Here is an 11,974-nt window from a genome sequence, read left to right as displayed (position 1 = left end):
ATTGATCTCGGAATGCAGCAGCAAACCTTCCTCACTCCATGAGGAATTGACCTGCGGGTAGGCTTTGAGGGCGGCAATTGTCGCGGCTGCAAAGTAGGCCGTATAGGTCAGGTTGACCCCGTCGCGGGCGAACACGGCCTTGTTCGCCTCACGGTGCGCCACCACCTGCTTCAGGTCGGCTTCCATGACGGTGGTCACGTGGGCCGCCGTGCGTTTGCTGAACACCATATGTTCGGCAATGTTCTTGCGGATTTTGGTATGCGGAATCAGGCGGCTGCCGGTTGATGTTCCAACCGGTGGCTGCGGCGCGGCTGGTGGTTTGGCTTCCACAGCCGGTTGACCGGCCGGGAACATCAATTCGGTTGGACGGAATAAATCTCCCTCCCCCGGCGTCTCCCAGATGGCCGGCTGTTCCGATTCGGGCTGTTTTTCGCGCTGTTCAAGGTAAGCCAGCACATCCTTTTTGGTGATGCGCCCGCCCTGCCCCGTGCCTTTGATCTGACTCAGGTCAACCTGATATTCCTGCGCCAGGCGCGCCACCACCGGCGAGATGAATCCCAGGTCCTGGTCGCGGCCTGGTGCGGGCACGGCCACAGACGGCACAGGTTGAGTCTCTCCCGGCTTTTCTGCGGCAGGCAGGCGGCCGGCTCCTCCTTCATCCGGGATGCTTTCTCCCGGTTCGCCAATCCAGGCAATCACCGTACCGGCTTTGACCGTTTCGCCCTCCGGCACCACAATCTTCAGTAAAGTACCCGCCGCCGGGCTGGGAATCTCCGAATCGACCTTATCGGTATTCACTTCCAGCAGCGATTCAAATTCCTCGACTGTTTCGCCTTCTTCCTTCAACCAGCGGGTGACAGTCCCTTCGACAACCGACTCACCCAGCTGAGGCATGATCACTTTGGTAGCCATGGCTCCTCCTTACACACCTAAAAAGCCGCCAGTTCGCGGATGGCCTGCAGAATTTTCTGCGGATTTGGCATGAACCACTCCTGCATCGGGTGGCTGAAAGGCACCGCCGGTACATCCGGGCCGCACAGGCGGCGCACCGGCGCATCCAGATCACTAAAGGCGGCTTCGGCAATGGTCGCCGCAATTTCGGCTCCGTAACCGCCGGTGAGATTATCCTCATGCACAATTAACGCCTTGCCGGTTTTGCGCACCGATGCCAGAATCGCCTGGCGGTCAACCGGGTAAAGGGTACGCAGGTCAACCACCTCCACATCAATGCCTTCCTCGGCGGCTTTTTGGGCGGCCTGTAAGGCGTAGTAGTGCATCATGCCGTAGGCAAACAGGCTCAGGTCACTGCCCTGCCGGCTGACCCTGGCCGGGCCGATGGACACCAGAATTTCCTCTCCATCCGGCACCTCGCCGCGAATCAGACGGTAACCCTTCTTGGGTTCCAGAAAGATGACCGGGTTCGGATCGCGCACCGCCGATTTGAGCAATCCTTTGGCATCGTAGGGATTGGAAGGTATCACCACCTTCAAACCCGGCACATGCGCAAAGAAGGCTTCTACACTTTGAGAATGATACAGCCCGCCGCCAATGCCGCCGCCATATGGCGCGCGGATGACCATCGGCACCGTCCATTCGCCGTTCGAACGGTAGCACATTTTGGCCGCTTCGCTGACGATTTGATTGAAAGCCGGGTAAATGAAATCGGCAAATTGAATCTCGCAAATCGGGCGCATACCATACAGGGCTGCCCCAATCCCAACGCCGACAATGGAAAGCTCTGCCAGCGGCGAGTCGATCACCCGTTCTTCGCCATATTTTTCAAACAGGCCAACCGTGGCGCGAAAGACCCCGCCGCGCTTGCCAACATCCTCACCAACGATGAAGACGCGTTCATCGCGCGCCATTTCCTCATCCATCGCCTGTCGAATGGCTTCCACAAGAGTAATTTCAGGCATGGCGCACCTCCTCGGCATACACCGGGTAGGCCGCCTCTTCTGCAGCGGGGTAGGGCGCCTGCTCGGCGTATTGCACCGCTTCATCCACAATCTTTTTGGCGCGGCTTTCCATCTCCTCCAGCCGGGCAGCGTTCAACAGGCCTTCTTTTTCCAGAATACGCCGGTTGACCAGCAGCGGATCGCGTTTTTTATGTTCCTCAACTTCTTCCCGCGAACGGTAGGTGCGGTCATCGTCATCGGAAGAATGCGGGGTGATGCGGTACATTTTGGCTTCGATCAGGGTAGGGCCTTTGCCGCTGCGCGCCAGTTCAACCGCTTCCACAAAAGCCTGATGAACGGCAAACCCATCGGTTCCATCCACAGCCACGCCGCGCAAACCCAGCCCGCAGGCGCGGTCAGCCGCGCTGGGTACCGCCATTTGCTTTTCCACCGGCACCGAGATGGCATACTGGTTGTTTTCCACCAGAAAGACGACCGGTAGTTGATGCACCGCCGCCCAGTTGACGGCTTCATACCATTCACCTTGTGAAGTTGAACCTTCGCCCAGACTGGCCAGAACCACTTTATCTTCCCGGCGCATTTTGATTGCCAGACCGATTCCCGTGGCGTGAGAACATTGCGTGGCGACCACCGCCGAGTGGCTGACGACGTTGGCCCGCTTCAAACTCCAATGGCTGGGCATCTGCCGTCCGCCGGAACTGGGTTCTTCGCGCTTGCCCATCAGGCTCATCATGAATTCGCGCGGTTCGTAACCCAGGCACAACAGCAACGCCAGATCGCGGTAATACGGGGCTACCCAGTCATAGCCGCGCCGCAGGGCAAAGGCAGCCCCAACCTGGGCCGCCTCCTGCCCGATACCTGAGATATGAAAGGCAATTTTTCCCTGGCGGTGCAGCACCCAGGCGCGTTCATCCAACCGGCGGGCGAGCAGCATCATCCAGTACATTTCCAGACGAGTTTCCTCACTCAAGGTCATTCTGCTTTTCCTCCTTTGGCAAAATAAAACGGACGGGGAGAATACGCTGATTGATTTTCACACCCGCCCGTTACAACCCATTTCACGGCGACCTCCACTCAGGATACCGCCTTAAGCAAACCCATTACTTCCAGCATCTCTTGATTGGAGGCAAATTTGAAATCCTCCGCCCCCAGTTCCTGCATTTTTGCCTGTTCGGCGGCTTCCAGCAATTTGAGCGCCTCCCGCGTCACGACCGGGTGCGGCAGGCTGGTCAGCGCTTCCTGTACTTTGGATAAAACATCCGGCCGGGCAGGCGGCAAATTGGCTAAATACTGGAAAACCGCCCGCGCCCCGTTCACACCGTCTTTGCGCGCCACACCCACCAACCCGCTGGAGGCTTTCCGCGACCAGCCCGCCACAAAAACGCCCTCGATGGGCTCGTTCTTTTCACTGTCATAGGCTTCGTAGGACTCGCCCTCGATGGGAAAGCGCGGATTGGGATTTTTATCAAAGGCAAAATTGTGCACCGGCAATCCCAAATTTTCATCCACCCGGTCGCCAATCGCAAAGATGACCGTATCCACATCGAAAATGTGGAATTGCCCCAGCCCGCGCGCTTTGACCTCTCCATCCTCCAGCACCAGGTGGGTATCCTCGATCTCCAGCCCACCCACTCGTCCTTTGCCGTCATCCAGAATGCGGCGCGGCGAGGAAAGGAAGCGGATCCAGAAGAGGGTGTGACTCTGCATCCACACCCCGCGGGCAGCAGCCGCGTGAATGAACTCTTTGGCAACTTCAGGATGCTGCCCCAAAGCACGCATCTCTTTGGCTACGCGGTCAATCTCGCGGTCGAATACCGCCAGATCCAGGTTTGCGACCACTGCCTCCAATTCTTTTCGGTCAAACTTGATCTCTGCCGGGCCGCGGCGGGCAAACGCCACCACCTCATCCACCTTTCGCACCGAAATCAAATAGCGGGCAATGTCCATCATCACATTGCCCACCCCGATAATTGCCACCCGTTTGCCAATTTCCAGCTCCTGCTGGCTGAATGGCGGCAATTTATTGTAATGCTAAACCACATCCTTGGCGTGATAAACCCCCCGTAAATGTACACCGGGCAGCCCCAGCCACTTCGTCCCCTGTGCGCCAGCAGCCACCAGAATGGCCTGAAATCCCATTCCTTGCAAGTCCTCCAGACTTAAATCCCCCTGCCGGCCAATCAGCACGTTGCCGTAATATTCCACATTGGGCATCTCTAAAATTTGCCGGAATTGGGCGCGCAATCCGGTCTTCATTTTGATCTTATCCGGGTATATGCCGTATTCTGCCAGCCCCCCGGGCTTGATATCCCGGTTGAACAGCACAACCTGCACTCCCTGACTTGCCAGTTCTCGAGCGGCAAACAACCCCGCCGGTCCTGCACCCACAATTGCCACAATGTGGCGGTCAGATTGCTCCATGAGTCATACCCCGGTGGACGAAGATGACGAACTGAAATTAATTATACCCCGTTTTATCCGCTTCTTTTTTGCGCCTGTGCTATATTGGTATACAAACGTGAGTCTGGCACAAGGTCAGCCCTAGCATCGTAGTCCAACCGACCCCCACCTGCACCTCCCCCAAAACCGACAAAGCGGTTTTAGGGGAGGCAGGAGGGGGCCAAGAATGCTCAATCCAATTCGGAAATGAATTTTCCCAAACTGACGTTATATAAAGTGAAGCGATGGAACCAGAAATCACCAACCCCTCTCAGCCCCCTGCTCCTCTGCGACAGATGATACGCCTGAACCGGTTACTGCCCCCATTCTGGACGATTACCGGCATTCTTTCCCTTATTGTGAACGTCATCCTCATCGCCGTTATGATCGGCCTGGGCAGTCAGCTGTTTACCCTCAAGCGCATCCTCTCCGATCAGTTGATTGAAGGGCTGTATCAAAATTTTGTGCGCATGGATGAAGCCCACATCCGCACCACCATCCCGGTGCGCGATCAAAAAGTGCGCGCCAATTTCACGCTCCACATCAAAACACCAACCACCGTCACCCTTGCCGAAGACACCCTGCTTGCCAACGCACAGGTGCTGCGCTTGAATACCGGTGGATTAACCATCTACAACGCTCCGGCCGACATCGTTCTCAAAGCCGGCACCGACCTGCCCATCTTTCTGGATTTGGAGGTGCCGGTAGATCAGGAAATACCGGTTAATCTGGATGTGGTTGTAGATATTCCGCTGCGGGAAACCGACCTGCACGAACCCTTTACCGGTTTGCAGGAAGTGGTGCTGCCGTACCGTGAACTGTTGAAGCAAACCCCCAATTCGTGGTCTGAAGCACTGTGCGGAACCCCGCCGCTGCCGCTTTGCCTGTGGTTATTCGGAGAATAGTCGAGCGACCCTTCCCATGGCTGAAGACATCCTGCGCGCCCAACTCCCCAACGGTCTGACCGTACAATTGAAAGAAATCCATACCGCCCCGTTGATCAGTCATTGGGTATGGTACCGGGTCGGCTCGCGCTATGAACAAAACGGCAAACGCGGAATTTCCCACTGGGTGGAGCACATGCAATTCAAAGGCACACCGCGTTTTCCGCCCGGTACGCCGGATAAAGCCATTGCCCGTACCGGCGGCAGCTGGAACGCCTTTACCCACATGGACTGGACGACCTACTTTGAAACCCTGCCCGCCGATCATCTGGCGCTCGCGCTGGAACTCGAATCGGACCGCATGATCAACAGCCTGTTCGACCCGCAGGAAGTGGAAGCGGAACGGACGGTCATCCTTTCGGAACTGGCCGGCAACCTGAATGAACCGCTCTTCCTGCTCAGCAATGCCGTGCAAAAAGCCTCGTTTGAACAACATCCTTACCGCAATGAAGTCATCGGAACCCCTGAAGACCTGCAAAACATCCAGCGCGATGAGCTTTACGAGCATTACCGGCGCTACTACCACCCTGCCAACGCACTGATCGCCATCGCCGGCGATTTCGATGCCCAGGAGACCCTTCGGCAGATCGAAGACTGGTATGGGGCTATCCCGGCTGGCAAACCGGCTGAAAACCCAACCACACCCGAACCTCCCGTTCCCGAAGAGCGGCATCTGGCGGTCAGCGGCCCCGGCGAAACGGTTTACCTGCAAATTGCCTACCGCTCTCCTGCCGCCGTGGATGCGGACTTTTTCTCCATGACGGTTCTGGATTCGCTGCTGGCAGGTCCCACCAGCCTGAATATGTTTGGCGGCGGCGGAATTTCCAACAAGACCAGCCGTTTGTACCGCGCCTTGATCGAAAAAGAACTGGCTGTGGGTGTTTCGGGGGGAATGCAGGCAACCTGCGACCCCTTCCTGTATGATTTGACCATCACCCTGCGTCCCGACAGCAATCCCGATGAAGTGCTGGCCGCAATAGATGATGAAATCAAGCGCCTGCAAGATACGCCTGTTTCCCCGCAGGAAATTCAACGCGCCATTAAACAGGCGCGGGCAATGTTTGCTTACGGCAGTGAAAACATCACCAATCAGGCCTTCTGGCTGGGCTTTGCCGAAATGTTCGCCGAATACACCTGGTTCAGCGGCTATCTCACCCGCCTCGCCGAAGTAACCCCGGCCGATGTTCAGCGGGCTGCCCAGCGCTGGTTACCCCCCAACCAGCGTGTGGTGGGCATTTTTTATCCACTCAATGGAGGCCAGGTTTGATGAACGGACGCGCCTCCCCCGCTGTACTCCACACCTTGCCGGGAGCCGATGACATCCAGCGATTTGAGCTGGAAAACGGCATCACCCTCATGATGCGCTGCAATCCGTTCAGTCCATCGGTGGTGATGAGCGGTTTTCTGCCGGCCGGCAGCCAGTACGATCCGCCGGAAAAACTGGGGCTGGCCTATTTAACAGCCCTGGCATTGACACGCGGAACCCAGCGCAGGAATTTTCAACAGATTTTCGATACGCTTGAAACCGCCGGGGCCAGTTTGGGGTTTGCCGGCAGCGTCCATACGGTCAGTTTTGGCGGACGCTGTCTGGTGGAAGACCTGCCCATGCTGTTGGAAATGCTCAGCGAGGTGCTCATCCAACCCGCCTTTCCAACCGATCAGGTGGAAAGACTGCGCGTCCAGCACCTGACCGGGCTGGCAATCCGCGCGCAGGATACCGCGGAAATGGCATCGCTGGTTTTCGATGAAGTCCTTTTTGATGGTCACCCCTACGGCAAACCGGAAGACGGTTACCCGCATACCATTCAAAACATCCAGCGTGAGGATTTGCTGGATTTTCATGATCAGTTTTACTCCCCTGCCGGAATGGTATTGGCGATTGTCGGCGGAATTGAACCGGCTCAGGTCGCCGAATGGGTACATCACTATCTTGGCTCATGGAAAACCCAAACGACGCCAGCCGGGGTGGATTATCCCAACCTGAGCCCACCAGCGCAGGACATCCGCCGGCATGTTTCCATTGAGGGCAAAAGCCAGACTGATCTGGTGATGGGCACAATCGGGCCGCGGCGCACCGACCCGGATTTCTTTCCGGCAATTGTCGGCAACAATATCCTCGGTCAGATGGGAATGATGGGACGCATTGGCGAAGTCATCCGCGAAAAACATGGACTGGCCTATTATGCGGCGGCCAATCTGGTCGCTTCGACTGCCGCCGGTTCGTGGGAGGTTTCTGCCGGCGTTGAACCGCAAAATCTGCAGCGGGCAATTGACCTGATTCGTCGCGAAATTGCCCACTTTACCCGTGAACCGGTCACCGAGGTTGAACTGGCGGACAGTAAGGCCAACCTGATCGGCCGCCTGCCGCTGGCGCTGGAGTCAAATTCGGGTGTTGCCGGCGCCCTGCTCAACATTGAACGCTACGGACTGGGTCTGGACTATTACCGCCGCTATCCAACCATTATCGAAAAGGTGAGTCGTGAAGAAGTGCTGGAAACCGCCCGCCGTTACCTGAACGGCAGCGGCATGGTTATTGTCAGCGCAGGACCGGATTGGAGCAATGAGCCATGATTTTACGAACCGGCGTGGATCTGGTTGAAATTGAGCGGTTGGACACGGTCAAACCATCAATCCGCGAGCGATTCTTGAAGAGAGTATTCACCCCGGCAGAACTGGCTGAATCGGGCAACCAAACCGAATATCTGGGCGGAAGATTTGCGGTCAAGGAAGCCGTATCCAAAGCGCTCGGCACGGGTATCGGTTTCGTCCGCTGGCAGGATATCGAATGTCTGGATGGTCAGCGCGGCGAACCCGTCCTTTACTTGCACGGAAATGCTGCTAAAATTGCTAAGTACCTGGGTTTGGAGCAATGGTCGGTCAGCATCAGCCATACCCGCACACATGCCGTTGCGATTGCCGTTGCTTTGGGAAGCAGCCATGAACGTCCCTTTCCCGAACGGGAGCGGGATGCAGATGCCGGTTTGGAATGAACATCCTTGCGGTCAGTGATATTGAACTGGGATTTATCTACAACGTTCAAATTGGACAGCGTTTCAAGAACGTTGATTTAGTCATCAGTTGCGGCGATCTGCCGTATTACTACCTGGAATTCATCGTCAGTGTGCTGGACCGCCCGCTCTATTATGTGCGCGGCAATCACGCCAGCAAAGTGGAAATCACTACCGCCGGCGAACGGAGTTCGCCATGGGGGGCAATTGATCTGCACCGCCGCGCCGTCCGCTCCCCGCAGGGAATTTTGCTGGCTGGCATCGAAGGAAGTCTGCGTTACAATTACGGCCCGCATCAATACACCCAGGCCGAAATGTGGTGGATGGTGCTGGGGCTTACTCCGGCTCTGATGCTGAATAAACTCCGTTTTGGGCGATATCTGGATATCTTCGTAACCCATGCCCCTCCTTGGGGTATTCATGATATGGATGATCTGCCCCACCGCGGAATTAAGGCTTTCAACTGGCTGATTAAGGTATTCCAGCCCACCTACCACCTGCATGGACATATCCATGTCTATCGGAATGATACCGAGATAGAAACCAAAGTTGGCAACACAACCGTCATCAATTGCTACGGTTATCGCGAAATCCAGTTTAATTTTCAACAAGTCAATCGGCCGCTGCCCGATATGCAAACCAGTCTGGGGCGGAGGATCAAATATGAGTAATTCATTCAATTCATCATTTTTTGAAAAAGTTGCCCGCGAAGACTTTGAACAAGCCCTTCGCAAGGGCTTTTGGCGTTCCGTGTTGGGTTGGTTCAACAAATCCACCAATCAATTGCTGGCTTTTGATGAAGTCCGCAAATATCTACCGGTGCGTGGACAGTACGATGTGGGTGTGCGCCAGATTCCGATTGAAAAAATCGTTGGCAGTGTAGGCCGTTATAACGATTTTGACCGCGCCTTCCTGCCCCGCCACCGCCATATCCGCTCCCGCTGGGTGAGTATTGATCTGGCCAAACTAAAGGAAATTGAACTGCCCCCGATTGAGGTGTATAAAATCGGTGAGGTGTACTTTGTCAAAGACGGTAACCATCGTGTTTCGGTAGCCCGCGAGAAAGGGCAAAAATTCATTGATGCTTACATTACCGAAATTGTGACCGATATTCCAATTGACGAAAACACCGATATCAACTGGCTGGTGCGGATGCACGAGAAATCGGAGTTTTACCAGCAAACACGCCTGCATGAATTGCGTCCCGAGGCCAACATTGAGCTAACCCTGCCGGGTATGTATCCAAAGTTATTGGAGCATATTCAGGTGCACCGCTGGTACATGGGCGAAAAGCGCGGATCGGAAGTAACGTTGGAGGAAGCCGTTGCTTCGTGGTATGACGAGGTTTACTCACCCCTGGTCAAGGTGATTCATGAGCTGGGGATTTGCAAAGAATTCCCCGGGCGCACTTCAGCCGACCTGTATTTGTGGATTATCGAGCATCTCTATTACCTGCGGGAAGAATTCCGGCAGGAAATCAAATTAGAGGACGCAGCCCGCAGTTTTGCCGAAGGACACTCTCCCAATCCGGTTAGAAAATTGATCAACCTCTTTCGCAAACTGACCCGTCTGGTGGCTGAAGGGTTGGAAGAGGCCTCCGATTTGGAACTGGGAATCCTGCCGGAAGAAATGATGCTGGATGTGGATGTTGAAGAAACTAGAAGAGATAAAAGTGCCAATCAACCGGATAAGGAAGAAAGTGACTTAACCGATTGATCCTGTACTCCGAGCCAGAAATGGTTGGGTAAGATTCGCCGGTTGGTTTTGATGATGATGCCGTTCCGCTGCAGGGTTTCTTCGCTCATCATACTGGGGTGAACGAAACATACATCCGGGCGCACTCCATATTTTTTCTCGTAATAATCTGCGGCGCGTTTAATCTTGGACGCCAGATCGGTTTTTTGATCGTTATCGAACCAAAGCATACCAATGTTCATTGTCAGTACCTCCAGGGGTTATATGGAATCGGGAAGATAAAAGTGATGCTCTCGATTTCCAACCCGAACCGCAAATTCTTTTCCATTCATCATTGAGCTGGAATTTAATTCCGGCAGGTTGCTTAAAGAAGCTGCCAATCGGGCATCTTTCATTCGACCGATGATGCGGGTTTTGAATTTTTCAACCCATTTTTTCTCTTCCGCCGCAGTACGGCTGTCCATCATCACAATTGGCCAGACCTCATAAAATGGTCCTTCCTGTAAAAGCCATTCAAAATTCAAGCGGACATCAAAATCCATGTAGGGAAGGGTATCAAATCCATCCAGAATCAACAGGCGGCATTCCCCTTCATTGCGTCCATGCTGACGGCTTTCTACCCGGTCTGCTTCATCTAAAATCGCCTTGGCTGCGGGATGATCGTAATTGTTGGTGAAATGGGAAAAATAAGCATTGAAATGATCGAATTCATATTTCCATTGACTGGTCCTTGCGCTGACTAGCGAAACCTGAATCTCATAAGGGGGATTGGCAAATATCAATGAATACAACAACGTTTTTACCAGGCGCATTTTGCCGGCATCCCGATCGGATACGACCAAGATCGCACCCGGTTTTGGGTCCATTAAATCAAACAGCAAAGGATTTTCATTCAGGTCAATTCCCAGCAATCCGGTGCGCAGCGGAAGTGGCAACAGTGAATTCAGATAAGCACGAAGGTTGTATTCCGGTATCCGATTACCGGAAGGATTCACACCGTTTTGCGTAATGGTTTTTGGGAAATCAACCGAGATTGTTTCACTTGTCTGAACCGGTACATCCACGATAGGTAAGGAAATCATGGCACACTCCTTTACAAACTTTTTATCATTATAGAACATTTATTCTATTTTGTCAATAAACCGATAAAATATTTAACCGGTGGTATTTTTTGCTATTTTGCGGTATCCTTAACACACCAGCAATTGCAGCAAATTGACATTCCACTCATCTGACAAGGAGGTTGCGGTGATTAAAGAAACAGTCAAAGATGCCGAAAATCGCATGAAAGGCGCAATCCAATCTTTGGAAGACGATTTAGCGGGCATTCGTACCGGACGGGCAACCCCTGCCCTGATCGAGAAACTGCCGGTGGAATATTACGGTGTACCGACCCCTCTCATGCAACTGGCCAGCATCAGCGTACCCGACGCACGCACCCTGTTGATCAAACCGTTCGATACCTCCGGCCTCAAAGCCATAGAACGCGCCATTATCACCTCCAATCTGGGCCTGACCCCCAACAATGATGGCAAAACCCTCCGGCTGAACCTGCCCCCGTTGACCGAGGAACGCCGGCGAGATCTGGTCAAGCTGGTCAATCAGCGTCTTGAAGAAGCCAAAGTTGCCATCCGCAACGTTCGCCGCGACATACTCAAAGACCTGCGCGATTTTGAAAAAGATAAATTGATCTCCGAGGACGAACTCAAAAAAGGCGAAGACGAACTTCAAAAACTGACCGATAAAATGATCGGCGAAATTGACCGCATCGGAGAAATGAAACAAAAAGAAATCATGGAGTTTTAATACCACTTATGTCTGAAACAGAGGCAATCGCCTCATCCACCTTGACCAAAATCCCCGTCCATGTGGCCATTATCATGGATGGCAATGGACGTTGGGCAGCGGCGCGCGGCTTACCCCGCCTTGCCGGGCATCGGGCAGGCACTGAAAATTTACGCACCATTATCCG

At 54.2% G+C, this 11,974-nt stretch carries 15 protein-coding genes; 8 read left to right on the top strand and 7 right to left on the bottom strand.

Annotated elements, in window-relative coordinates; translation table 11 throughout:
- The 5 genes from VAE48_RS12750 to VAE48_RS12730 all read right to left on the bottom strand — a co-directional run.
- The coding region (locus VAE48_RS12750; RefSeq protein WP_322793710.1) for a biotin/lipoyl-containing protein at positions 1-912 on the bottom strand (912 nt) is incomplete at its 3' end.
- A 17-nt stretch (positions 913-929) separates the two neighbouring features.
- A complete protein-coding gene (locus VAE48_RS12745; RefSeq protein ID WP_322793709.1) occupies positions 930-1,916 on the bottom strand; it encodes an alpha-ketoacid dehydrogenase subunit beta in 987 nt (328 codons plus the stop codon).
- Positions 1,909-2,892 carry a thiamine pyrophosphate-dependent dehydrogenase E1 component subunit alpha gene (locus VAE48_RS12740; protein WP_322793708.1) on the bottom strand — a complete coding sequence of 328 codons (984 nt, stop codon included), beginning with the start codon at positions 2,890-2,892 and terminating at the stop codon, positions 1,909-1,911. The genes VAE48_RS12745 and VAE48_RS12740 overlap by 8 nt, the downstream gene beginning before the upstream one ends.
- Positions 2,893-2,990: 98 nt before the next feature.
- On the bottom strand, positions 2,991-3,935 hold the full coding sequence (locus VAE48_RS12735; protein WP_322793707.1) for a hypothetical protein: 945 nt from the start codon (positions 3,933-3,935) through the stop codon (positions 2,991-2,993).
- Between the two features lie 12 nt (positions 3,936-3,947).
- A complete protein-coding gene (locus VAE48_RS12730; RefSeq protein ID WP_322793706.1) occupies positions 3,948-4,337 on the bottom strand; it encodes an NAD(P)-binding protein in 390 nt (129 codons plus the stop codon).
- Positions 4,338-4,600: 263 nt separating this feature from the next.
- Here VAE48_RS12730 and VAE48_RS12725 point away from each other — a divergent pair, with 263 nt between their 5' ends.
- From VAE48_RS12725 to VAE48_RS12700, 6 genes are read left to right on the top strand one after another with little or no spacing between them, the layout of a single operon-like run.
- Positions 4,601-5,260 carry a hypothetical protein gene (locus tag VAE48_RS12725; protein ID WP_322793705.1) on the top strand — a complete coding sequence of 220 codons (660 nt, stop codon included), beginning with the start codon at positions 4,601-4,603 and terminating at the stop codon, positions 5,258-5,260.
- Between the two features lie 16 nt (positions 5,261-5,276).
- Positions 5,277-6,566 (top strand): pitrilysin family protein, encoded by a 1,290-nt coding sequence (locus VAE48_RS12720; protein ID WP_322793704.1) that lies wholly within the window; start codon positions 5,277-5,279, stop codon positions 6,564-6,566.
- Positions 6,566-7,870 carry a pitrilysin family protein gene (locus VAE48_RS12715; protein WP_322793703.1) on the top strand — a complete coding sequence of 435 codons (1,305 nt, stop codon included), beginning with the start codon at positions 6,566-6,568 and terminating at the stop codon, positions 7,868-7,870. Before VAE48_RS12720 ends, VAE48_RS12715 begins: the two co-directional genes overlap by 1 nt.
- A complete protein-coding gene (acpS, locus tag VAE48_RS12710) occupies positions 7,867-8,289 on the top strand; it encodes a holo-ACP synthase (protein WP_322793702.1) in 423 nt (140 codons plus the stop codon). The genes VAE48_RS12715 and acpS overlap by 4 nt, the downstream gene beginning before the upstream one ends.
- Positions 8,286-8,978, top strand: a complete 693-nt coding sequence (locus VAE48_RS12705; RefSeq protein ID WP_322793701.1) for a metallophosphoesterase family protein — start codon at positions 8,286-8,288, stop codon at positions 8,976-8,978. The genes acpS and VAE48_RS12705 overlap by 4 nt, the downstream gene beginning before the upstream one ends.
- Positions 8,971-10,023, top strand: coding sequence for a hypothetical protein (locus VAE48_RS12700; RefSeq protein WP_322793700.1), 1,053 nt, complete (start codon positions 8,971-8,973; stop codon positions 10,021-10,023). Before VAE48_RS12705 ends, VAE48_RS12700 begins: the two co-directional genes overlap by 8 nt.
- On the opposite strand, the gene VAE48_RS12695 is transcribed toward VAE48_RS12700, so the two are convergent.
- On the bottom strand, positions 9,987-10,244 hold the full coding sequence (locus tag VAE48_RS12695; protein ID WP_322793699.1) for a hypothetical protein: 258 nt from the start codon (positions 10,242-10,244) through the stop codon (positions 9,987-9,989). The genes VAE48_RS12700 and VAE48_RS12695 overlap by 37 nt on opposite strands.
- An 18-nt stretch (positions 10,245-10,262) precedes the next feature.
- The gene (locus VAE48_RS12690; RefSeq protein ID WP_322793698.1) at positions 10,263-11,084 is read right to left on the bottom strand and encodes a hypothetical protein; all 822 of its coding nucleotides are present in this window, start codon (positions 11,082-11,084) and stop codon (positions 10,263-10,265) included.
- Between the two features lie 166 nt (positions 11,085-11,250).
- On the opposite strand from VAE48_RS12690, the gene frr reads away from it, so the two are divergent.
- Both frr and VAE48_RS12680 read left to right on the top strand, forming a co-directional pair.
- Positions 11,251-11,808, top strand: coding sequence for a ribosome recycling factor (gene frr / locus VAE48_RS12685; RefSeq protein WP_322793697.1), 558 nt, complete (start codon positions 11,251-11,253; stop codon positions 11,806-11,808).
- An 8-nt stretch (positions 11,809-11,816) separates the two neighbouring features.
- The coding region (locus VAE48_RS12680) for an undecaprenyl diphosphate synthase family protein (protein WP_322793711.1) at positions 11,817-11,974 on the top strand (158 nt) is incomplete at its 3' end.

Source organism: Bellilinea sp. (assembly GCF_034432615.1).
Taxonomy (GTDB): Bacteria; Chloroflexota; Anaerolineae; order Anaerolineales; family Anaerolineaceae; genus Bellilinea.
The sequence above is the reverse complement of the archived record's forward strand: the minus strand, read 5'-3'. Positions and strand labels throughout refer to the sequence as shown.